Raw genomic sequence first — 24120 nt, forward strand, 5'->3', positions numbered from 1 at the left:
TGCGCGGATATGCTGGAGGGAAGCCATCTACTGATGAAAACAGATAGCCTATTTTACCAAATATTTCAGCAGTTTCCTGCAAGTTTTTTTGAAGTTATCAATCGCTCTGCCAGCGATGCAGCCGCTTATCAGTTTACCTCAGTAGAACTCAAACAAGTGGCGTTTCGGATTGATGGAGTGTTTCTACCCAAACAGGAAGAGTCTACCCAACCATTTTATCTGGTAGAAGTTCAGTTTCAACCCGATGATAGTTTATATTATCGCCTCTTTGGGGAACTGTTTCTGTATTTAAAACAAAATCAACCACCCCATCCTTGGCGGGTGGTGGTCATTTATCCAAACCGCCGCATCGAACGCGCACAAGAGTTACAGTTTGCAGAAATGTTAGAACTCACTCGCGTTTCGCGGATTTATCTGGACGAGTTGAACGACTCAACTGAGTCCTTGGGAATTCAGGTGTTGCAACTGGTGATTCAAGATACCGAAAGTGCAGCAACAGAAAGAGCGAAACAATTAATTGCTCGCTCTCAATCTCAAATCACCTCCGAAGAGGTGCGACGGCAGTTTATCGAGTTAATAGAAACCATCATCGTCTACAAATTACCGCAAAAAAGTCGGGAGGAAATTGAAGCTATGCTGGGATTGAGTGAATTAAGACAAACCAAAGTCTATCAAGAAGCCTTTACCGAAGGCAAACTTGAAGGCAAACTTGAAGGCAAACTTGAAGCGATTCCGAAAATGATTCAAAAAGGAATTAGCCTGGAGGAAATTGCCAATATTTTAGACTTACCGTTAGAAACAGTTCAGCAAAATACCCCCGATTCTGAAGGGAAATCGCCAACTTAATGGAATCCCGGGACAATAATACGGAATACGGTACGGATCAGTCTATAAAAACGAGCGGCGTCAAGCTGTATTTGTAGGGGCGCAATGCTTGCGCCCTTTTTTTTATAGACCTTAGTAAGTTCTGTTAAAATCAGTAAAGATCCATCTATTGCCGAAACCCATACCATCATGAAAAATATAGTCTCTCTGCAACAGGCGATCGAATGCGTAGAATCGCTTTTGATATAGCGGTTCTCTATTGGATGAGGTACACCAGTTGGGCGCAAGCATTGCGCCCCTACCAAACTCTTGAATATTCTGTACCTCACACGCATGAAAACCGCTATAGATGGGGCCCGACTACGAATCTTCACGGGAGAGGAGGAGACGCAGGCGACTGCCCTGTATGTCTCCTAGTCCCCAAAAATGCTTCTGATGCCCGAGAACTGCTGGTAAATGACCTTCCGGCGCGTCGGTATCGAACTGAAGATCTGGGTAGTACAGCCAGTTTTCTTCTTGTTTCCATCCCACTGTTTCGGCGAATTTTGACCAAATTTCTGCCTTATATTCGCCCGTTCCACCTAAACCGTCATAAATACGTTTTTGTCGGGAAAACCCGAAACGATCATTGCTGTTTGTTTTCCACAGATGATTGATATAACTGAGATGTTGTTGAGAAAACCCGTTGATACTTTTATCATCGAACCACTTTGTACTTTTGACAACTTCCAACATGACCCGCCTTGTTTCATGATCCGCCTCCTTCCACTTACCATCTTTCAGTAAATTTTCTAACTGACTGTAATCTATGCCCTGTGGACATTCTATTGGAGGAAATGGTGTAATTTTTGTTCCATTTACTGGATTTTGAGAGGTTTCCGGCTCTGAGCTCTTAGGATTCGTTGAAAATTGTTTGATAATTACTTGTGTTAAATCTTCATCATCTTGTACGGTGTACAAATCGTTGCTTCGACTTGCTTCCAAAACTCGCTCAAACTTGGTAGGGTTATCCAAAAGTGTATCTCCCTCTAATTTTGCTTTGTAAAACAGACGAGCGGCATTGCCCACCGTAAAAATCATTAGGGCTTGAGAAACTGCGCGGATATTTATTTCATCGAAAAAGTCAACATCGAGCCATCCAATACCGGCATTGATCGCCCTTTTTCCGAGCCAAGCTATACCGAAAGCTGCCAACGCTTCAAACTGTCGTATCGGGCTGTTCAAATCGAAGTCGTAGATCCCCGCAATTTTAAAAACCATTTCGGCACATTCCTGCGTAATGGTTTTTAAGTCGCATTTGGCTACGCTAGAGATAGCGGTTTTGATTTCATCTTGAATATCCTCGGGAGCTAGGTCTTCTATGTAACTAATTCCGGCTACTTTAAAAACTGTTTCTTTGATCAGGATGTTGGCAATTTCGTCGCGAGTATGATTGGGATATTTTGTTTGGAGTTCTGCTACGTGGTTTCTTGCTTGTTCAAAATCAACGTCAAACCAAAGCTCTGCAAGGGGTTCAATCGCCCGAGTGATAGATCGTTTTGCTTGACCTAAGAGCCACTGAACTAGCTGATTCCAGGCTGCTGGATTGGCCTCTGATCTTAATTTATTAAGTTGATTCAGTTCTGGGTTATTCTCGATTTCATCATTGATATTCTCTCGGATCTGGTCTGGGGTTGGCACTTTTTTGGGTTGGGCATTATTGCCGTTGTGATTCGGTTTTTGTTTTTTATTTTTTGTTTTTTTTGTCTTTGTTTTTATTTTTTGTTTTTTGTTTCCCGGCTCTCGGAGCTGGTTTAGGGAATGAATAACCTCAATTCCCAGGTCGCGACATTCATCGATTAAAACTTTATATTGCGTTCGCCGGTCGAGGAGAATGACGGCATCTGGAAGCCGAGCCATTCGTTTGATGCCCCTCAAAGGATTCAACTGACGCTGCAAATGGGCAATCTCTTCCCGTTCAGACTCATCTAGTTTTTCTAGCCTTTCTAATTGTTGCAGCTTCGATAACTTGGTCAGGATTTTTCCCGAGTACAGTCGATTTACATAACAGTGCTGTTGACCCGTCTTGTAGCGATAAACTTTCCGACTATTTTTGCAATAAAATATTTTATCTTTGTAGCACTTTGCTAATTTGTCCACCAGTTCTGATGTCCGTGGTTTTGTTCCGACAATTAGAAAAATTTTTTCCTGGTGGTTGGGTGCTTCTATATACTCGCAAACCTGTTCCATTAAAGTTCGGGGATATCGGGATTTTTGATTGATTTTTGCCCGGTGTCCGGTGTTTGAGGGCTTCCTTGCCATGTTCGATTCCTTCCTATGTCTAGGGTTGTCACAGTTTTAAGTTTGGCGAGTAGCGAAAAGGTGCTGTTTAGTATCAGAGTGTAACAGAAAGTTGCTTTCAAATAGCGGAAGCAGGCTTTCTAATAATACTTAGTCATAATGTAGCATAATATTACCAAGATTTCACCTTTGCTTTTAATAAGTGTTCGGAGGCTTTTCCAGGTAATACTCTAAAGTGAAAATCTGTCTTCTGTCGTTGCTGTGGTTTTGGGGTTGGTACTCATGAGAAAATTTCCTCCAACGATTACTTACTAAGCTTCGGGTTTAATTTGCTCTCTCACCCAGGCGCGAAAGGTTCTGATTAACGTGGTTTCCCCAACGGTTTGGCTTTGTTCTAAAAACTTGGCAACTTCGGTCACGGGTAATACAGGAAACGCTAGAGAATGCCCTGTTTCTACATAGTTGCCCGATCGCAATTGTAAAAACTGGACCACACCGCGATCGCATCTCCAGATTTCTGGTACTCCCATTGCCGCATAAATCCCCTCTCGGTCAATGGAACTGCTGGTGACATCAACTTCGATTACCAAGTCAGGTGGTGGATCGGTTTTTAAGTCGAGGCGTCGCTTTCCTTTGATAGAACTCTCATTTTGGATATAAAAACTTGAATCGGGTTCTGAAGCGCGAGCCAAATCTGGGTTCTTCAATGTGGTGGAACCAGCTCTAATGATTTCTATATTTAATTCCTCCGCTAATACACCAACCAGAGCAGAGATTAATTCTTTGGGATTCTCATGTTCAAATAGCGGGGTCATGATTTCTAATAATCCTCGGTCATAATGTAGGCGAATATTGCGGTGATCTCCAATTTCATTTAATAAGCGTTCGTAAGTCTCCCAGGTAATATTCTGGAGTAAGACTCTGCCTTCGGTGGGTGGTTTTGTTTTGGGGGTGGTGGTAGTCATTAAAAAATTTGCTCCCAACGACGAAAATCTCGTTCGACTTCCATCCACAGCGATCGCTGGTGTGGATCGATACGGAGGGCTTTATTTGAGGATATTATAGCTTGGTCTAGGTCTTTGGGGGCGATCGCATCGCGTTCCCGTTGATAGGCGATCGGCACTACAGACACCCCGTCATCCGGCGGGGGATAAATCCCCCGCCTAACAGCTAAAGTCGGTTAAAACCGACTGAAAGTCTTATGGGATAACGTTTTCAGTCGGTTTCAACCGACTTTAGCTATGAGGCCGCCAATCGATTTATCCCCCGCCGGGTGTTGCCACTTCATCGGAAATGTGAGAAAAAAACTCCCCAATCAGAATCAACTTCCAATCGGGGAGAATTATTTATTTACCTCACTTAATCACCAACAAGAGAGTCAGAATTGCTCACTTTACCTTGTCGGTATCGAATGGGCTAGAAACCGGGTTTCTCACAATAGGCTGATTGCTAGAAACCCGGTTTCTGGTTCGATGAGCACTAACCTGGTAGGACAACCTTACTCAAAGTCATCCTCAATGTCGTCATCATCATCAAAATCATCATCGTCCTCGAAGTCTTCCTCAAGGATAGAGAGCGATCGCACGTCTTTGGCCCCTTTCACACCCAAATCGGGGAGAGCAAACTCATCGTCTGCATCTTCATCATCAGGAGTCAAAATCTCCTCTTCTAACTCCATCCCCGTACTCCGGTAAGCCCGGGCGGTATGGTCATCCAGGACGACATCAGGAAACTCCTCTTCTTCCTCATCCAGCACCCCCTCATAGGCACTATCATCCGGAAGCAGCATCATATCCTCATAAGCATTAAACCCGGTCCCGGCAGGAATCAAACGTCCGATAATCACGTTTTCCTTCAATCCGCGCAACCAGTCAGACTTGCCCTCGATCGCCGCTTCCGTCAGCACCCGAGTCGTCTCCTGGAAGGAAGCCGCCGAGATAAAGCTATCCGTATTCAACGACGCCTTAGTAATCCCCAACAATAGCGGAGTGTACTTCGCAGGCGCACCGCCAGTAATCGACATCGCCTCATTCACCCGTTCCACCTGTTGCAGTTCAATCAACTCCCCAGGCAGCATCGTGGTATCTCCGCCATCATCGATTCGCACTTTGTTCGTCATCTGACGCACAATCACTTCAATGTGCTTATCACTAATATCAATCCCTTGGGACAGATATACCGACTGCACCTCACTCACTAAGAACGTCTGCACCTGCTGGAAGCTCAACAGGGTATGCTCATAATTCCGTTCCCCGGGCAGATTGAAGAAAATCTCCAAAATCTCATGAGGATTGCTCGGTCCATCGGTGAGGGGTTCCCCGGCTTTTACCCGTTGACCATCACTTACCAGCAGGGGCTGACCGGGGCCAATTTCATAATCTGTAACCGCCCCGTCATCTTCCACCACCTTCAAGATGACCGTATCATCATCCCCATAAACCACTTGGGCCACCCCAGGCAACGCGGCCAAAATGCAACCCTCCTTGGGTTTACGGGCCTCCAGCAATTCCTCAATCCGGGGCAACCCTTGAATAATATCCCCGGTCTTGGTGCGCTCAAACACCAGCAGCACGAGGTTATCCCCCCGTTGCACTAAGGAGCCATCATCCACATGAAGGACGGCCCCTGGGGACACGCGGTAAGGACGCGCCAGACGCAATTTCAGGCGGTAATTCCCCTGGGACAAGGCGGAGTCATCGGAAGGCTCCAGGGCCGTCACTTCCACAATCTGACCTGAATCGGGCATCCGCAACCCGGGGGCGACTTCGGTGTTCTCCACCACAAAATCCCCCACTTTGACGGTGGGTTCTTCCTTCGCGTCCACGGTAATCACATCATCATCCCGGACCACCAGGACCCGGCGAATGGCTTCTGCGCCTTCACGAATCCCGCGAATTTCACCGGCTTCTTTGCCGAGAATCTCAGTACGGGCGACGACGGCCCCAGGGGGAATCCGGTCCCCATCTTTGACCAACAGGCGAGTTTGGGTACTGCCTTGGGTGGTATCTGCCACGACATCCCGGCGAATGACTAAGGATTCGAGGATCACCAACTGCAAGCGCATGGGCGCACCTTTGGAGGGGTCTAACTCCTCTGAGGAGAGCAGTTCTTCTTCCTCGACGGGCACTAATTCAATATCGGCGGCTAATCCGGGGGCATCTTTATCAATTTCCAGGACTAACTGGGTCCGTAGCAATTCCAACCCTTCTACGGATTTGACCCGTTCCCCATCTTTATAGGGCAAGCGCTGGACGGCGCGCAGTTGAATCATGGCCTCTTCCCCATTGTTCAGGGATTCCTGAGAGGGAATGGCGGGTTCATCCAAGACGGGATATTCTACTGCGGGACGCAGCAACAAGGCTGGACCTTCGGGGGTTTCCAGGATTTCGACATAGCGCAATTCCTGGGCGATGAGTCCGGGGATAATTTCTTGACCGGGATTGACGAGACTGCCATTGGCGATCGCCACTTCCTCGGGGTCCTCAATCATAATCAACTCCCCGGGCTTGATGGTCACTTCCCGGAGAATGTCATTTTTCTGGGTGACTTCCACCACCCCACTGCTGGCGCATTTGATGTCTTTAACGATTTCCGTCGCCGCTTCCACAAATTGGCCGTCTTCCACCAGCAACAAGGAAATATCTTTGTTGATTTCGTGGCATTCTTCCGGAATCCACAGTAAGGTGCCGCCTTTGACGACTTCATAGCCTTGTTTGGCTTTGCCCCGTTTCTGGACTTCCACTCCGGCATATTTGATAATCCCCCCGCTGTGGGTGCGGTAGGTTTCATCAATTAATTCAGCCACCACTTGATGATTCAACACCTTGGTTCCCGGGGTAGCTTTCAGGGAGAATAACTGTTTGCCAACAGTTTCAATGGTGTAATGGTCCCGACCTCCGGTGGAGGTGGCATAGACGGTGGCGCGGTCCAGAGTGACCGATGCGGTGATAATCTCGACTTCCCGAGGCATGGAAGAGGGGCGGTTTTCCATTTCTTCCGGCAGACGAACGATCCCGCCATTGTCGGTGACGAGCTTGGTTTCGGCGAGGACGCCACCGGGTTGGATGCGATCGCCATTCTTGACCACAGGTTCAGCCCCAGGGGGTAGGTTATAGACCTCACCGGACAAAATCCAGACCAGACCCCCCCGGGTGGCGGTGCGGGTGGCATTGCCTTGGCGGTCCTTCTTCTCTTCTGGCATCAAGTCGGCAAAGACCACTTCCCCGGCTAAGTCGGAGGCGACGTCTTTGGTGGCTTTCTCCGTGGTTCGGCGAGTGCGTCCGGGTAGGGGGACTTCGGCCAGTAGGGTCAACCGTTCCACTTTAGCGCCATCGGGAACCAAGAGGACGGTACCTTGGAAGACATCAAAGACTTCCTTGCGGCCCTCGGCTTGTAGGGTAATTTCTGATTTGGCATTTTCCACGACGAAGGCATCTTCCCCATGACGAGTCCGGAATCCCCGGGCCCGCATGGTGGGGGAATAATGGACGGTCCCGGAGAAGGTGGCGGTGACAGTCCGGGCGACTTCGGCGGTGAAGACCCCTCCAGTGTGGAAGGTCCGCATGGTGAGCTGGGTACCGGGTTCGCCAATGGATTGGGCGGCGATAATCCCGACAGCTTCTCCCATATCTACGAGTTTGCCATGAGCTAGACTCCAGCCATAGCAAAGCTGACAGACGGAACGGGAGGCTTCACAGGTCAGGGGCGATCGCACCATCACCCGTTCCACCCCATGCTTCATGATGTTTTCGGAAATATCATCATCCATCGGCTGATTGCGCGCGGCAATCACTTCGCCGGTTTTGGGCGAAACCACGTCTTCGGCAGCGACTCGACCAAAGAGGCGATCGCTCAAAGGAATCAGAATCCGGTCCTCATCCTTCATCGACTCCATCGGAATCCCGCGAGTCGTGCCGCAGTCCACTTCCCGGACAATCACATCTTGGGAGACATCCACCAGACGCCGAGTCAAATAGCCGGAATCTGCCGTCCGCAGGGCGGTATCGACTAATCCCTTGCGTGCACCGTAGGAGGAGATGATATATTCGGTGACGGTCAGACCTTCGCGGAAATTGGTTTTAATGGGTAAGTCAATAATTTCCCCCTGGGGATTTGCCATCAACCCCCGCATCCCCACCAACTGCCGCACCTGAGAGACGTTCCCCCGCGCCCCAGAGAAGGCCATCATATAGACGGAGTTCAGGGGGTCGGTTTCTTTGAAGTGACGCACCACTTCATCCTTGAGGGATTCACTGGTACTATTCCAAGTATCAATAACTTTCTGGAAACGCTCGACTTCGGTAATTTCCCCTCGGGCATAGCGGCTTTCCGTTAAGGTGATTTCGCGTTCCGCCCCCATTAACAGGTCTCGCTTGGAGGGGGGAATCATCAAGTCATCCACACTGATCGAGACCCCGGCTTTGGTGGCATAGCGGAATCCCAAATCTTTGAGGCGATCGGCAATTTGTGCACTCCGGGCGGTCCCATGCTGCACAAAAGTTCGGGAAATTAGGCTTTTAATTTGGCCTTTATTAATAACTCGGTTGTAGAAAGTGAACTTATTTTTAGTCATTAGTCCTTTGTCCTTTGTCCTTTGACTTTAGTCCTTTGTCCTTTGACTGATGAGAGGGGATGGGGGGATTATCCTTCCCTATCTTCCCCTGCTTCCCTATCTTCCCCTGCCTCGAACAATTGCCTCAAGTTCTTTGTTCGTAGTGACGTCTTTAGTCGTCATTCTGGATAACGCCTGAAGGCGTTACTACAAACAATTGCCTCAAGTTCTTCGTTCGTAGTGACGACTTTAGTCGTCATTCCGGATAACGACTGAAGTCGTTACTACAAACATTGACCTCAAGTTCTTTGTTCGTAGTGACGTCTTTAGTCGTCATTCCGGATAACGACTGAAGTCGTTACTACAAACATTGGCCTCAAGTTCTTTGTTCGTAGTGACGACTTTAGTCGTTATCCGGATTAACGCCTGAAGTCGTTACTACAAACATTGACCTCAAGTTTCTTTGTTCGTAGTGACGACTTTAGTCGTCATTCCGGATAACGACTGAAGGCGTTACTACAAACAATTGCCTCAAGTTCTTCGTTCGTAGTGACGACTGAAGTCGTCATTCCGGATAACGACTGAAGTCGTTACTACAAACAATTGCCTCCATCCTATCTTCCCGAAGCTTCCGGAAGCTTCCCTCTTGCTTTAAATCAACACATCGGCAATGGTTTTATTGAAGATAATTCGGCCTGCGGTGGTGTGAATATATTGAGACAGGATATTGCCATTGGCATCTTCTCGGATACGGCGATCGGCATAGAGTTTGGTCACAGTTCCATCGGAATGGCGGGTGATTTCTGGTTCGGTTTCTTTCGTTTCTGAATCAATATCCCAATTCACATCTAGCCGCACCCAAATCAAAGCGTGTAACTCAATCAACCCTTGCTCATAGGCAATAATCGCATCCTGCAATGAGGCAAAATAACCCCCAGCACCCTTATGCGCTTTAGGATTATGGGCGGTCAAATAATAACAACCCAACACCATATCCTGAGAGGGAGTAACAATAGGCCGTCCCGTTGCCGGAGACATAATATTGTTAGAAGCCAACATCAACAACCGGGCTTCTGCTTGTGCCTCTAAACCCAGAGGAACGTGCACCGCCATTTGGTCTCCATCAAAGTCAGCATTAAATGCCGGACAAACTAATGGGTGCAATTGAATGGCGCGTCCATCTACCAAAATTGGCTCAAACGCTTGAATCCCTAAACGGTGGAGAGTCGGTGCGCGGTTTAACAGGACCGGATGGGATTCAATCACCTCTTCCAACACATCCCAAACACTGGGATCGGCGCGTTGAATCAGTTTTTTCGCCGCCTTAATATTGTTCACCAAACCTTGACGAATCAAGCGGTGAATCACGAAGGGTTGGAAGAGTTCGATCGCCATTTCCCGAGGCAATCCGCACTGATGAATCTTCAGTTTCGGACCAACCACAATCACGGAACGTCCGGAATAGTCCACCCGTTTTCCGAGTAAGTTTTGCCGGAATCGACCTTGTTTACCCTCAATAATGTCAGACAAAGATTTCAGCGGTCGGTTATTCGCACCCACCACAGTCCGTCCCCGACGACCATTATCAATTAAGGCATCCACCGCCTCTTGCAACATCCGTTTTTCGTTCCGAATGATGATTTCCGGGGCCAAAATCTCCTGTAATCGGGCCAACCGATTATTCCGGTTAATCACCCGCCGGTACAAATCATTGAGGTCACTGGTGGCAAACCGTCCCCCATCCAACTGCACCATCGGGCGCAAGTCTGGGGGAATGACGGGAATGTATTCCAGAACCATCCAATCCGGCTGAGATCCGGTGGCGATAAAGTTATCAATGACCCGCAAACGTTTAATCAGTTTGGCGCGCTTTTGACCTTTAGAGTTGGCGATTTCTTCGCGTAACTGTTCCGCTTCAGTTTCTAAATCAAGGTCTTGTAATAACCGTTGCAACGCTTCGGCCCCAATTCCGACCTCAATGCCGATGAGTTCCGTATCCTCACTGTAGAGTTGGTCCTCAATTTCCATCCAAGCATCTTCACTCAGCAGTTGCTTGTATTGGAGATTATCTGCATTTCCGGGACTGAGAACACAATAGGCATTGAAGTAGACAATTTGTTCGACATCCCGCAAGGGCATATCGAGGAGAATGGCGATATAGCTGGGAATCCCCTTGAGATACCAAACATGAGCAACGGGTGCAGCTAACCGAATAAAGCCCATGCGATGCCGACGCACGCGAGACTCGGTAACTTCTACGCCGCATCTCTCACAAACAATGCCGCGATGGCGGACCCGCTTATATTTACCGCAATGACATTCCCAATCTTTCGCCGGACCAAAAATCCGCTCACAAAATAAACCGTCCATTTCCGGTTTTAAGGTGCGGTAATTAATGGTTTCCGGTTTGGTGACCTCGCCGACAATTTGACCATTCGGCAGAGTTCGTTCACCCCATTGCCGAATTCGGTCTGGGGAGGCGATCGCAATCTTTACATAATCAAAGCGTTGCTCAATCTTTGGCATTCGATGATATCCCCTTGTAAACTTTGTCCTTGGTCCTTGGTCGTTTGTCCTTGGTCTTATGGAATAAAAGGTGGGAAGGAGAAGTAACAGTTTCTAGTAACGACTTCAGTCGTTATCCCCCCTCTCCTTTCCACCTCAATCCGAAGCAGTTACTCTTCCTCTTCCTCCTCTAACGCTTCCCGCGAGACAGACTCATACGTTGGCCGAGAGGGGGTGCGCCGATTGGACACATCCGCCATTAAGTCCACTTCGACATCCCGAGAAGTGCCATCCTCCTGGGTCTGCACTTTATGCACCGCAATATCCAAACACAGCGACTGCAACTCGCGCATCAGCACCTTGAAAGACTCTGGAGTTCCCGGACGAGGAATCGCTTTTCCTTTGACGATCGCATTCAACGCCTCATTCCGTCCCTGCATATCATCGGACTTAACCGTAAGCAGTTCCTGCAAGGTATAAGCGGCCCCAAATGCCTCCAATGCCCAAACTTCCATTTCTCCAAACCGCTGGCCCCCTTGTTGCGCTTTACCGCCCAAGGGTTGCTGGGTGACCAAAGAATAGGGTCCCGTCGAACGGGCGTGAATCTTGTCATCCACCAAATGCACCAGTTTGAGCATATACGCCTTACCCACGGTAATCGGACGGTCAAAGGCCTCTCCGGTCCGGCCATCATAAACGATGGTTTTCCCGGGGTGGTCTTCATTAAATAACCAATCCTTACCCGTCTTCTGCCGCGCTTCTTGTAACTTGCCATGCACGCTTTCGCGAGACTTTTCTGGACCGTGCATTTCATCAAACGGCACCACTTTGAACCGGGACCCGAGGTTTTGTCCGGCCCACCCGAGGAGGCACTCAAACACCTGGCCCACATTCATCCGCGAAGGCACACCCAAGGGATTCAACACGATATCCAACGGCGTCCCATCGGGCAGATAGGGCATATCTTCTAGGGGCAAAATCCGGGAAATAATTCCCTTATTCCCGTGACGACCCGCCATCTTGTCTCCGACCTGGATTTTCCGCTTCTGGGCCACATAGACCCGCACGACCATGTTTGCACCGGGAGGCAGTTCATCGCCCTGTTCCCGGGTAAACACCCGGACATCCACAACCCGGCCTTTTTCCCCGTTCGGGACTCGCAGGGAGTTATCCCGCACATCCCGGGCTTTTTCTCCGAAAATCGCCCGCAGGAGTTTCTCTTCTGGCGGTTGGTCGGACTCTCCTTTGGGCGTAACTTTACCCACGAGGATATCCCCGGATTCAACCCAGGCCCCAATCCGGATAATTCCCCCTTCATCTAACTGACGCAGGGAATCTTCCCCGACGTTAGGAATTTCTCGGGTAATTTCTTCCGGTCCTAGCTTGGTTTGGCGGGCCTCAATTTCATATTTTTCAATGTGAATCGAGGTGTAGAGGTCGTCATAAACCAGACGCTCACTAATTAAGATGGCGTCTTCGTAGTTATAGCCTTCCCAAGGCATATAGGCCACGATAATATTCTGACCCAGGGCCAATTCGCCCCCTTCGGTGGAGGACCCATCTGCCAAGACCTGTCCGGCGACCACATCATCCCCTTCAAACACCAGGGGACGCTGGTTCAAGCAGGTGTCTTGGTTGGAACGCTGATATTTCTGTAACTGATACTCCATTTCCCGACCGCTGGAGTCCTGAACCCGAATCTTGGTGGCATCCACAAAGGTGACGATGCCCTCGGTCCGGGAAACGACGACCATACCGGAGTCACGGGCGGCTTGGGCTTCCAGGCCGGTTCCAACTAAGGGTCGCTCTGGCAGTAACAGCGGCACGGCTTGCCGCTGCATATTAGACCCCATCAGGGCGCGGTTAGCGTCATCATGTTCCAGGAAGGGAATCAGAGACGTTGCCACGGAGATAATCTGCACCGGAGAAACCGCCACATAGTCCACTTGGTCCGGGGTGGTGGTGGTGAAGTCTTGGCGATAGCGCACAGGTACGGTTTCACCCTGGATATAGCCGCCTTCATCTACGGTAATATCCCCCGGAGCAACCCGCAGGTCATCTTCCTCATCGGCGGTCATAAACAAGGCACCCCGTTCCCGCAAGACGCGACCATTTTCTACGGGATAAAATGGGGTTTCGATAAATCCGTAGGGGTTGACGCGGGCGTGAGTGGCTAAGGAACCAATTAATCCGGCGTTAGGACCTTCTGGAGTCTCGATCGGGCAGATCCGGCCATAGTGGGAGGGGTGAATATCTCGAACTGCAAATCCAGCCCGTTCCCGGGTTAAACCGCCTGGACCCAAGGCGCTCAAGCGGCGTTTGTGGGTCAGTTCCGCTAAGGGGTTGGTCTGGTCCATAAACTGGGAAAGCTGGGAGGACCCGAAGAATTCCTTGATGGCGGCGACAAGGGGTTTGGGGTTAACCAAGGAGGCGGGGGTCAGGGAATCAGCATCAGAAACGGTCATCCGTTCCCGGATGATCCGTTCTAAGCGGTTGAGTCCGACTCGAACTTGGTTTTGCAAGAGTTCACCGACCGATCGCACCCGGCGATTGCCTAAGTGGTCAATGTCGTCGCTTTGTCCCACGTCGAATTCCAGGTTAATCAGGTAATCGATCGCCGTCAGAATATCCTGGGGCGTTAACACCCGAACGTTATCAGGAACCGACAGGCGCAATTTTTTATTCAGCTTATAGCGGCCCACCCGTCCCAAATCGTACCGTTTCGGGTCAAAGAAGCGTGAATCCAGAAGCTGGCTGCCTCCAGATACGGTAGGAGGTTCCCCGGGACGCAGCTTCTTGTAGAGCTCCATCAGGGCTTCTTCTTCCGTGAATTCCCCTTCTTTTTCAATGGTTTTTTGAAAATATTCCGGGTGGCGCAGGGCATCGAAAATCTCGTTATTGCTGAGTCCCAGGGCTTTAAGCAGCACTTGGGCGCTCAATTTCCGGGTTTTGTCAATGCGGACCCAAACTAAATCATTTTTGTCCGTCTCAAATTTCAGCCATGCCCCTCGGTTGGGGATCAGGCTGGCATTGTAGGTCCGTCGGCCATTTTTGTCCGTCTCGGATTTGTAGTAAACTCCGGGAGAACGAACAATTTGGTTGACGATGACTCGTTCGGCCCCGTTAATGATGAAGGTTCCCCGTTCGGTCATTAAGGGTAAGTCGCCGATGAAGACTTCTTGCTCTTTGATTTCGCCGGTTTCTTTGTTGATGAGTCGGGTGGGGACATACATTTGCACCGCGTAGGTACTGTCCCGGCGTTTCGCGTCATCGACATCGTATTTCGGACGCTTAAGTTTGTAGTCCTTCCCTATAAAATGTAATTCTAGTTTTCCCGTATAGTCAGTGATGGGGGAAAAGCTGTCGAGTTCTTCAATCAGTCCTAATTCAAGAAACCAACGGAAACTTGCCCTTTGAATCTCGACGAGATCGGGGAGGGTAAATGCCGTTGCTGCTGGGTAGGTCGGATTATTCATTTGTGTCGATCGCCTCTACGCTGTGAATTCTACGCAAGTTTAGGGAAGGAGAAAATAAAGACCTGTGACGGAAGGATGAACCGAGGGATGAAGGATGAAGGATGAAGGATGAAGAATTTTCATCTGGGCTTTCAACCTTCCGCCTTCCTGCTTCCTTATATTCATTCTTCAAGCTTCGTCCTTTGGTGTTTTTGTTTCAAAGAATGCTTTTGGGTGACGCAGTTTGGGTTAAACTCCCGTTTTGGCTTGGCACAGTTCTCGGGTCAAAGATAGGTTTTTTTCTAGCAACTTTATGGCTCTCCCAATCAACGATTTAAGCTATCCATCAAGGGATAGCTACTGCGGTGAAATTCAGATTTAGGCAATTTTTGCATTTTTTTCAGGTAACCCATTATTATAGCTTCGTTCGTTTTTAGCGTCAAGAAATGGTCTAGTTTTCAGGTGCGATCGCAGAGGGAGATGTTCTATTTTCAGGCTCAACTCATCCGAGGGTGAGTTGAAAGAGGCGACAGGCATTGTCTGTGGTTTGGGCGGCTAAGGTTTTTAAGGAAACCCCCCGCAGGGTCGCCACTTGTTCCGCCACGTAGCGAACGTAGGCGGGTTCATTGCGTTTGCCGCGTTTGGGAACCGGGGCCAAAAACGGGCAGTCAGTTTCGACCAGGAGGCGATCGCTGGGAACGAGACGAGCGGACTCTTGAATGGTTTGAGCATTCTTGAAGGTGACAATCCCGCTAAAGCTAATATAAAAGCCTAAGTCGAGAAACCATTGGGTCTCTTCGGGAGTTCCGCCCCAACAATGCATGACCCCAGGAACGGGCCCGCGATCGCGCCAGAAACTCCGCAAGAGTTCAGCCATCTCCTCGGACGCATCCCGACAATGGATGATCACCGCCTTATTCAGCCGTTGGGCTATTTCTAGCTGGGCGATAAAGGCTTCTTGTTGCTGCTGTTGATTTTCGGCCTTATAAAAGTCTAGCCCAGTTTCTCCAATGGCGACCACTCGCGCCTCGGATGCGGCTAATTCTTCAATGCGATCGCCAAGCTGGGAGGACCATTGATGGGCCTCCAAAGGATGCAAACCGACGGCGAAGGAAATTTCCCCAAACCGATTGGCGAGTCCTTGAATGGTACCAAATTCTTCAGGCGTGACGCAGGAATGCACAAGATGCACGACCCCGGCTTCATGCCAACGCTCGCGGACCGCCTCTAAATCGCAGTCAAACCGCTCAAAATTAATGTGAACGTGGGTATCTATCAATTGCATCGGAATCGACGCGCTCTTGGGATGGAAAGATTTACCCGATCAAAGCCGCGAGGGTTCGCGTCTTTAAATAAGGGACGGAAAACGGTTGAAAAAATAAGCAGGGAGAATGGGGTTGGACTAGGGCTTTGAGGGCTTTTAGTCCAACCGACAAGGACGCCCTCGGTTTCCCGATGTCGTCCAGGATCGCAACCCTGCATTGTTGGTCATCCCTACGAGGCAGACGATTGCGCCAATACCTGTTGTTTAACAACTCTGGCTAAATTGGATTTTTTGCGTGCGCCGTTGTTGGGATGAAGAACGCCGCATTTTACTGCTTTGTCGATCTTGCTGTAAGCGGCATTGAGCCGATTATGGATCTCTTCCTTCAACTCCGGTGTGGGATTGCTGCCGTATTGCTCGGCAGAGGTTACACATTTCTTGATCAGGGTTTTGACCGCTGATTTATAAGATTTGTTACGCAAGCGATTGCGTTCGGCGATTTGGACGCGCTTGATAGCAGACTTAATGTTAGCCACAGTCGATAAGCCCAGAACTCAATACGGGAACAATTTTGACGATTCTCCACCCTAAAGCAGCGGAGATTCTTGGGCTGAATGGGGCCTCCACTGAGAGATCCAGTTTCGGTCTGACCCGTTCATGTCTAGCCAGAACAGATGTTTTCACATCGTCCAATTAAAGGCTACTCCCCAAGCTTGACTTCGCGTGCGCCCCACGCTAGTGGATTTTTTCCGTGCTGACCGCAGGGTCTCCAAGTTGTTTACGGATAGTGACGGTTCGGCTTTCCAAGTTGCGGAATAGGACGTTAACCCTGTTTCCTCGCGCCTTGGCTGGTCAGCGACCCAATAGATTTTAACACAGAAAGGAATTTTAACACATAAAGCAAGTTAAGGCGCAAGAGTTTGGCTCATCCTAGAAGAATGAGAGTTTTCTAGCGTCATGTTTTTGAGAAAACACTATACCACTGAATCAAGGGGAAAATGCATTTCCGTTGAAGAAAATCCAGGTTAAGCTAGAGAGGACGGGGACGGGTAAGCCAAAGCAAAAGCATCGGTAGTCGCGGTTGATGTGGCGAGCGACCCGTTCTCCTCAAGGGCAATACCTGTCGATTATCTCCTAACTCCATGCTGCGAATCATTACACAGCGGGCTGAGGCACAAGCTGAACTCCGGCGCATCTGCGATCGCACCCACGACGACCAAGTTGTCCATAAAGAGGCAACGGTTCGGGAAGTGCTCCAAGCGGTCAAACGCCAAGGCGATCGCTCACTCTTGCATTATACGGCTGAGTTCGACGGGCAATCCTTAAAGCCCGAAGACCTGCGCGTGAGCGGCTCCGAATTGGATGCCGCCTATCAGCAGGTGTCAAAAGAACTCCTAGACGCCATTATTTTGGCAAAGCAAAACATTGAAGCGTTCCATCGTCAGCGCGTCCCCAAATCTTGGGTTCAATTTGGGGAAGATGAGGTGGTGCTGGGTAAACGTTATACCCCCGTCGATCGCGCGGGGCTTTACGTTCCGGGGGGGCGAGCCGCCTACCCCAGTACCGTGCTGATGAATGCCATTCCGGCTCAGGTGGCTGGGGTCCCCCGGATTGTGATTTGTACCCCTCCGGGACCAGAAAAAACCGTGAACCCAGCGGTCCTGGTGGCGGCCCAGGAAGCGGGAATCGAGGAAATTTATCGGGTGGGGGGCGCTCAGGCGATCGCCGCCTTGGCTTATGGTACGGAAACCATCCCTAAAGTGGATGTGATTACCGGCCCGGGTAACATTTATGTCACCCTGGCGAAAAAGCAGGTCTTTGGCACCGTGGGAATTGACTCCTTAGCCGGTCCCTCGGAAGTCCTGATTATTGCCGATTCCCAAGGCAATCCGGCTCATATCGCCACGGATTTACTGGCGCAAGCTGAACATGACCCCCTCGCCGCCGCCATTCTGATTACCACCGATGCTCAGATTGCTCGCAAGGTTGTCGCTGAAGTCGAGGACCAACTGATTGATCACCCACGTCGGACCCTCACCGAAAAGGCGATCGCCCATTACGGTGTCGTCATTGTGGTTGATTCCCTGCAAATTGCCGCCGAACTCTCCAATGAATTTGCCCCAGAACACCTAGAACTCGAAGTCAGCGACCCTTGGGATTTACTGGAGTCGATTCGTCATGCTGGTGCCATCTTCCTCGGAAACTCCACCCCTGAAGCTGTCGGCGATTACCTCGCAGGCCCTAACCATACCCTTCCCACTTCGGGATCGGCTCGTTATGCCTCAGCTTTGGGGGTGGAAACCTTTATGAAACACTCCAGTTTGATTCAATATTCTCCCAAGGCACTGCAAAAGGTCGCCGGTGCGATTGATGTGCTCACGAAAGCTGAAGGTTTACCCTCTCATGGGGATTCGGTCCGCAAGCGCATCAAAGATGGCCTTTAATTTTTCTCGTCGATGGTTTTCACCCAAACCCCAGGGGCGATCGCCTCTGGATAACCCGAACCATCGACTCTATATCTTTTAGATCCTTTAGATAATTTTCTGCCGACCTTGACAGGTCGGCTTTTTTATGGTGTAGACCTCCCGAACCCTAGGCGATCGGCCCAAGTCTTCAGGCGATCGCGCAAACCTCCCCAGATGACCGGGCTCTTAAAAAAAATTCCAATGGTTTCGGACTAAGCATTCCCACTCTAATGCCGCTAAACTAAGCGTTGAGGCCATTTTCTCCAGGAAATAGTTTTTCCCGTAGGATTGAAGCCGGTTGCCCAAACTTGAAGGCTGCGAATAGCGAATTAGGAGATCGGCATTGTGATTAATACCATTCTTGTAGCACTTGATGGCTCGGATTTATCAGAGCAAGTGATTGCCACCTTGCATAACCTGAAGCTCGAAACCATGACTCAAGTCATTCTGGCTCATGTCATATCCAAACCCACATCGGATTTAGATGTGGTGGCGGATAGACCCCAAGTCGAGACGGAAGATATCCCGTATCGGGCTATTGAAAAAAAACTTCAATCCTATCAAGAAAAAATTCCTTGTAAAACTGAACTCGAAATTGTCACCGGCGATCCGTCCGAAGAAATTGTGCGCTTGGCTAATATTTATCAAGCTGATTTAATTTTAATTGGCAGCCGAGGCTTAACCGGAATGAAGCGAATTTTACAGGGTTCGGTAAGTTCTCAAGTGGTAACGGATGCCTGTTGTTCTGTTCTAGTTGTTAAGCCAGTCTTACCTGCTCAGGAAAAATAAGAAACCGGATTTCTTGCCCAGAAACCCGGTTTCTGGGAGGACTAAAAGGAGGGTTTAGGGGGAAACAGCCTTAGTCTGAGCGACAAACTCTCGCAGACGCAATAAATTCATGGTATGGCTTAAATTCAGTGGGAGTAAAGAGACTCCTTCGAGGCGGGACTGTACCCACCCCTCCCCCCAGTACCATTCGTGGAATCCATCAATGCTGCCACTTAATAACAGTCGCAGACAATTCGAGTCAGCACGTTCTACTTGATGTCGAACCGCCAAGGGACCCACAGAAATGGTAAAGGTGGTACCGGAGTGCAACTCTTCCGGCAGGGGTGTAGAGAAGCGTTGGGTCCATAACCATTGTTGGAGGCGATCGCGACGCAGGAGACTGTCACGAATCACTGTTTCTGGTGCATCGACTTCGATTCTCAGATGAGCTTGTTGAAAACTGCCTAACATAGTTGAGGTTGAGTGCCTGTGGTGGTTTTCCCTTTCAGTATGGCAGACCAGTTGAGGGAAGGATGAGGGATGAAGGATGAAGGATGAACAAGCAAGGGAGGGGATAACGACTGAAGTCGTTACTACAAACATCGGAGGATTGCCAACTCGCTTAAAACATTAAACTGATACCCCATCTTCCCCATCTACCCCATCTACCCCATCTTCCCCATCTCCCCCATCCTCCCCATCTCCCTTTTACAATAAAGTTTAGATGAGTTGTTAAGAATTGTAAGGTTTTGGCATGGTAGATCAACTGATTAGAGCAACGGCAGCGGATGGAGGGATTAGAGCAGTTGGGGTGATTACGACGCGGTTGACGGAAGAGGCGCGTCAGCGGCATGGTCTCTCTTATGTGGCAACGGCGGCCCTAGGACGTACTTTGTCATCAGGATTACTCCTGGCTTCCAGTATGAAGCGACCGGGATCGCGAGTGAATATTCGGGTTAAAGGCAATGGACCTTTAGGCGGCATTCTGGTGGATGCGGGATTAGATGGAACAGTGCGCGGGTATGTGGATAATCCCGAGATAGAATTACCTCCGAATGCGATCGGGAAATTGGATGTAGGGGGGGCAGTCGGGAATGATGGCTATCTCTACATTGTCCGTGATGTGGGATATGGTTACCCCTATTCCAGTACCGTGGAACTGGTTTCGGGTGAAATCGGGGATGATATTGCTCATTATCTGGTGACTTCAGAGCAGACGCCTTCGGCCCTAGTGGTGGGGGTCTTTGTAGAGGCGGCAGGGGTCCAAGCATCCGGGGGGATTTTGTTGCAGGTGATGCCGAAAGCGGCAACGGATGAGGAACTTGTGGCGCTGTTGGAATCGCGGGTGGCCAGTTTGTCGGGATTTACACCGTTATTACAAGCGGGTAAATCCCTGCCAGATATTTTCGAGCAACTGCTGGGAGATATGGGATTGAATATTTTACCGGAGAGACAACTGGTGCGCTTCCACTGCGGATGCTCTCATCAACGGATGTTAGGGGCGTTGAAGTTGCTTGGTGAAGACGAACTGCTGGACATGATCGAGAAAGATGATGGTGCCGAGGCGATTTGTCACTTCTGTGGGGAAGTTTACACAGCCAGTCGCGATCAACTTACAGAACTGATTGGGTCCTTGCAAGCGGAGTCGTAAAAGGGGCGATCGCCTAATCATTACTAGACCCCCATCCATCAACCTCATGGCGAGTATGGGGGTCCAGTAACGGTGAGAAACGGGGTTTTTTGACAGAACCTGGGTTTCTAACCTCTAGAGAATGCAGTCCTAGGGGGAAGTTTTTTTAAAAGTGGGGATCGCCACTGAAAATAACATGAGAAGATAAGAAGCAAGGAATCAATCTGATTACCCACTCCACAGTAGAATTGATTGTTCTTCCTTGTGGGATGCGCTAACTCTCAAAACCTGGAATAAGCTGTTTTCCAGGATTCGATCTACTGTGTTAAGGTATCGGGGTGCTGGGAATCTACAGATTGTCAAGGACAAGAAGGATAGAGAAAACCGGAAAGGCGGGGGGTGCAGATGTAGATCCGCCTAGAAGGAAACGGTAGATCAGCGAACGGCGTTGCCAAAAAAGCTCTAGCACTCTTAACCTAAACAATTCTTGGTGCTAGATTTAGGAAAATATAACCGGCTCTTGTCGAACCTAATACTTAGGTTTTGGAACTGTGGCCGAATTGTTAAACCTGTCTTTCTAAAACAGCCAAGCAAGACTGACGCAAGAGTGTTTTCGGGTGGGCTATGACTAAAGATCGCAAATTTCCAGAGCAGTGGCCTAAAGCCCAGCCGTCGGAGTCGGGACAATCGGACTCGTCGGCGAAAATGCCTGCATCGTCCCTGTCTGGGTTCCGCAGGAGTGCTGCTGGGGCGGGTTCGCGGCAGGGTTCGGGTCTGCACCTGCCGTCTTCGAGATCGGATGTATTTTCCACAGGAGCCGCAACCGATCGCCCGGGATCTGGCAACCAGAAGCGCTTCAGACAGAGTAAGAGGGCAGACGAAATGTTAAATCCACAGGTTCGAGATAGTAGGTCGGGCGATCGCAGTCTGCATGGGTGGCTCAAATGGCTAACGAATTGGCAACTCTGGGCGCTGGTTACGTTTCTGTTGACGGGAGGACTGGGAGCAACAGCGTTACTGACGTTATTGCGCCTTCCCGAAACGCCCAATTGTGGAGAGAGTGCCTGGACTTCGGGTTCGGAACATCTGTACTGTGCTCAACAAGCAGCGAGTGAGCGAACGGTAGATGGGTTGTTGCGGGCGATCGCTGAGGTCCATCAACTTCCTGAAGACCACCCCTTACGTCCGGAAATCAATCGTCAGATTGAAAAATGGGCAGGACAGCTACTGGATTTGGCTGAGAAAATCTTTAATGAAGGCAAGCTCACCGAAGCGATCGCCTCCGCCCGTCAGATCCCCAGCAATACGACTGCTGCCGGTTTAGTCCAAGAGCGAATTACTCGCTGGCAGTCCATCTGGAATGAGGCGGAAAAGCTATATAAAAATGCTGAGTCTGAGTTAGAAAAGGAAAATTGGAACCAAGCTCTGGGCTATATGCGACAACTGCTTTCCGTGGAAAATACTTACTGGGAAACGGTGCGCTATGATAGCCTGAATGAACTGATCCGGGTGACTCAGCAAGAAGGTCAAACCTTGAACAAAGCCCGCAGTTTAGCGGAACAAGGAGAACTCAAAAATATCACCGAAGCGATCGCCCTGGTCGATAAAATTGAACCCCAGAGCAAGTTATATAAAAAATCTCGGTCTTTAGCCACTGACTTTTCCAAGCAAATGCTGGCATTAGCTCGCAAAAATGGTGAGGAGCAAAAGTGGGAAGATGCCATTTACATTGCTCGCCAAGTTCCCGGCAACAGTTCGGTTAAAAAAGAAGCAGAAGATTTCATCGAACTGACTCGGGCAAGATCCATTGCTACTCGGGTAACGGTCCGCTCTTTGGAAGATGCGATCGCTAAAGCCCAAGTGATTGGCCCCGATCGCCCTCTGCACTTGGAAGCCAAACGGTTAATCTCTCAGTGGCAAGATAGCATCAAAGATGTGGCCTACCTAGAACAGGCACGGAATCTGGCGATGGCGGGGAATGTTAACAATTTGCGCTCGGCGATCGCGCAAGCTCAACTGGTCAGTCGCACCAATCTGGTCTGGGATCGAGCGCAGGAAGAAATTAACGATTGGCAAAGTCGGATTGAGGAGACCGAAGACGGGCCCTATCTACGACAGGCTGACCAACTTGCCAGTTATGGCGATCGGGCTTCGTTGCAAGCCGCGATTGATACCGCTAGGAAGGTGGGGTCAGGGCGGGCCTTGTATGATGAAGCCCAGGAGAAAATTCAGGAGTGGAATCAGGAAATTCAACGACTTGAAGACCAGCCTATCTTAGACCGCGCCTGGAATTTGGCACAATGGGGAAATATCAATGGGGCGATCGCTACAGCCCAAGGCATTCGTCCCGGTCGATTGCTGTACAGTGAGGCCCAGTCGGCGATTCAAACCTGGCAGCAGGAAGGTCGCGATCGCCAACTCCTGGACCGCGCCTATCAGCTTGGAGATGTTTCTCAAAGCCCGGAACGGTTGATTCAGGCAATGGATTTGGCAAATCAAGTCTCTTCTAAGTCTAATTTACGCTTTAGCGCCGATGCAGCGATTCAAGACTGGAGTCAACGGATTTTGGCCCTGGCTCAACAACGGTCTTTGGAGAATCTTCCGCAGGCGATCGAAATGGCTCGGATGATTCCATTTTATTCCAATCTATATAACCAGGCACGGCGAGAAGTTGAGGCATGGGAAACCATTCTGAATCCGCCTCCGGTGCAAGTCCAGGAACCGAGTCCGGCGGCGACGGGCCCCAGTCCCACTCCTACGCCCTTCCCCCAAGAAAGGCCGACAGATTCGGTAAATCCGCCCGTCTCCCCCTCGGAACCTACAACGACCCCAAATGGTTTCCCGGCCACTTCTGCGCCACCTATACCCATCGAACCCATTGAGGCCCTGGGGAGAGATTCTCAGAATCCGCCCCTAATCCAACGAATAGAGTAATTAATCCATGAGGATGGGGTTACTTGTGGTCCTCTTCCCCCTATACAGGGGAGAGGAGCGCAAGTTGTTCGGGGCAGAAAAACCCACACCCATCCCGGGTGGAGGCTCAGAGGACTTCCTTCGTCCCACGGAGGCGATCGGGCGCTCTCCTGCCTCAGTGGGGGAATAGGGGTTTTCAATGCTTCCGGAGCTTTAAAAATTCTTTACAATAAAATTGAGAGTTAAATCGGTAAACTCGGGTATAATATTAAGATTATAGATAGCAAATTTACGGTTAAAATCTCACCTAAAAATCATAATGCCGCAGGTTGAATCAGTTAGAAAGCCTGCGGATTTTGCGATATAAAAAATAGGGGTGCTTCCGGTGGTGATACAGGGAGAGAAATCTAGTCCAGCTTAGGGGGATGTCGCTCATGTTGCAGCAGTTGGATAATAACGGTCTG

General features: G+C 49.8%; 14 protein-coding genes. 5 read left to right on the forward strand and 9 right to left on the reverse strand.

Translation table 11 applies throughout. The annotated features are described in order from the left end of the window. The first annotated feature begins 33 nt into the window (after nt 1-33). Nucleotides 34-846 (forward strand): Rpn family recombination-promoting nuclease/putative transposase, encoded by an 813-nt coding sequence (locus NG795_RS14680; RefSeq protein ID WP_367289408.1) that lies wholly within the window; start codon nt 34-36, stop codon nt 844-846. 339 nt (nt 847-1185) lie between these two features. Here the strand turns inward: NG795_RS14680 and NG795_RS14685 are convergent, their stop codons facing one another. The 8 genes from NG795_RS14685 to rpsT all read right to left on the reverse strand — a co-directional run bounded on the left by NG795_RS14685 (nt 1186) and on the right by rpsT (nt 16416). Further along, on the reverse strand, nt 1186-3126 hold the full coding sequence (locus NG795_RS14685; protein WP_367289409.1) for a 30S ribosomal protein S2: 1941 nt from the start codon (nt 3124-3126) through the stop codon (nt 1186-1188). Between the two features lie 290 nt (nt 3127-3416). Further along, nucleotides 3417-4070 (reverse strand): Uma2 family endonuclease, encoded by a 654-nt coding sequence (locus NG795_RS14690; RefSeq protein ID WP_367289410.1) that lies wholly within the window; start codon nt 4068-4070, stop codon nt 3417-3419. Then, entirely contained in the window at nt 4070-4237 is a 168-nt protein-coding gene (locus NG795_RS14695; protein ID WP_367289411.1) for a hypothetical protein, read from the reverse strand. Before NG795_RS14695 ends, NG795_RS14690 begins: the two co-directional genes overlap by 1 nt. Nucleotides 4238-4603: 366 nt before the next feature. Continuing rightward, nucleotides 4604-8677 (reverse strand): DNA-directed RNA polymerase subunit beta', encoded by a 4074-nt coding sequence (locus tag NG795_RS14700; RefSeq protein WP_367289412.1) that lies wholly within the window; start codon nt 8675-8677, stop codon nt 4604-4606. 630 nt (nt 8678-9307) lie between these two features. Then, a complete protein-coding gene (locus tag NG795_RS14705; protein ID WP_367289413.1) occupies nt 9308-11182 on the reverse strand; it encodes a DNA-directed RNA polymerase subunit gamma in 1875 nt (624 codons plus the stop codon). 149 nt (nt 11183-11331) lie between these two features. Next, nucleotides 11332-14637, reverse strand: a complete 3306-nt coding sequence (rpoB, locus tag NG795_RS14710) for a DNA-directed RNA polymerase subunit beta (protein ID WP_367289414.1) — start codon at nt 14635-14637, stop codon at nt 11332-11334. 481 nt (nt 14638-15118) lie between these two features. Continuing rightward, complete coding sequence (locus tag NG795_RS14715) at nt 15119-15901, reverse strand: TatD family hydrolase (protein WP_367289415.1); 783 nt, start codon at nt 15899-15901, stop codon at nt 15119-15121. Nucleotides 15902-16110: 209 nt separating this feature from the next. Further along, nucleotides 16111-16416 (reverse strand): 30S ribosomal protein S20, encoded by a 306-nt coding sequence (rpsT, locus tag NG795_RS14720; RefSeq protein WP_367289416.1) that lies wholly within the window; start codon nt 16414-16416, stop codon nt 16111-16113. 606 nt (nt 16417-17022) lie between these two features. Between rpsT and hisD the strand changes: the two genes are divergently transcribed. Then, nucleotides 17023-18324: a histidinol dehydrogenase gene (hisD, locus tag NG795_RS14725; protein WP_367289417.1), complete on the forward strand. Its 1302-nt coding sequence runs from the start codon at nt 17023-17025 to the stop codon at nt 18322-18324. 366 nt (nt 18325-18690) lie between these two features. Continuing rightward, a complete protein-coding gene (locus NG795_RS14730) occupies nt 18691-19134 on the forward strand; it encodes a universal stress protein (protein WP_367289418.1) in 444 nt (147 codons plus the stop codon). A 54-nt stretch (nt 19135-19188) separates the two neighbouring features. Here the strand turns inward: NG795_RS14730 and NG795_RS14735 are convergent, their stop codons facing one another. Beyond that, nucleotides 19189-19584: a hypothetical protein gene (locus NG795_RS14735; RefSeq protein ID WP_367289419.1), complete on the reverse strand. Its 396-nt coding sequence runs from the start codon at nt 19582-19584 to the stop codon at nt 19189-19191. A 283-nt stretch (nt 19585-19867) separates the two neighbouring features. Between NG795_RS14735 and hslO the strand changes: the two genes are divergently transcribed. Further along, complete coding sequence (gene hslO, locus NG795_RS14740; protein ID WP_367289420.1) at nt 19868-20764, forward strand: Hsp33 family molecular chaperone HslO; 897 nt, start codon at nt 19868-19870, stop codon at nt 20762-20764. A gap of 603 nt (nt 20765-21367) precedes the next feature. Continuing rightward, nucleotides 21368-23677, forward strand: coding sequence for a hypothetical protein (locus NG795_RS14745; RefSeq protein WP_367289421.1), 2310 nt, complete (start codon nt 21368-21370; stop codon nt 23675-23677). Nucleotides 23678-24120 lie beyond the last annotated feature (443 nt).

This window comes from Laspinema palackyanum D2c (assembly GCF_025370875.1).
Classification (GTDB): Bacteria; Cyanobacteriota; Cyanobacteriia; order Cyanobacteriales; family Laspinemataceae; genus Laspinema; species Laspinema palackyanum.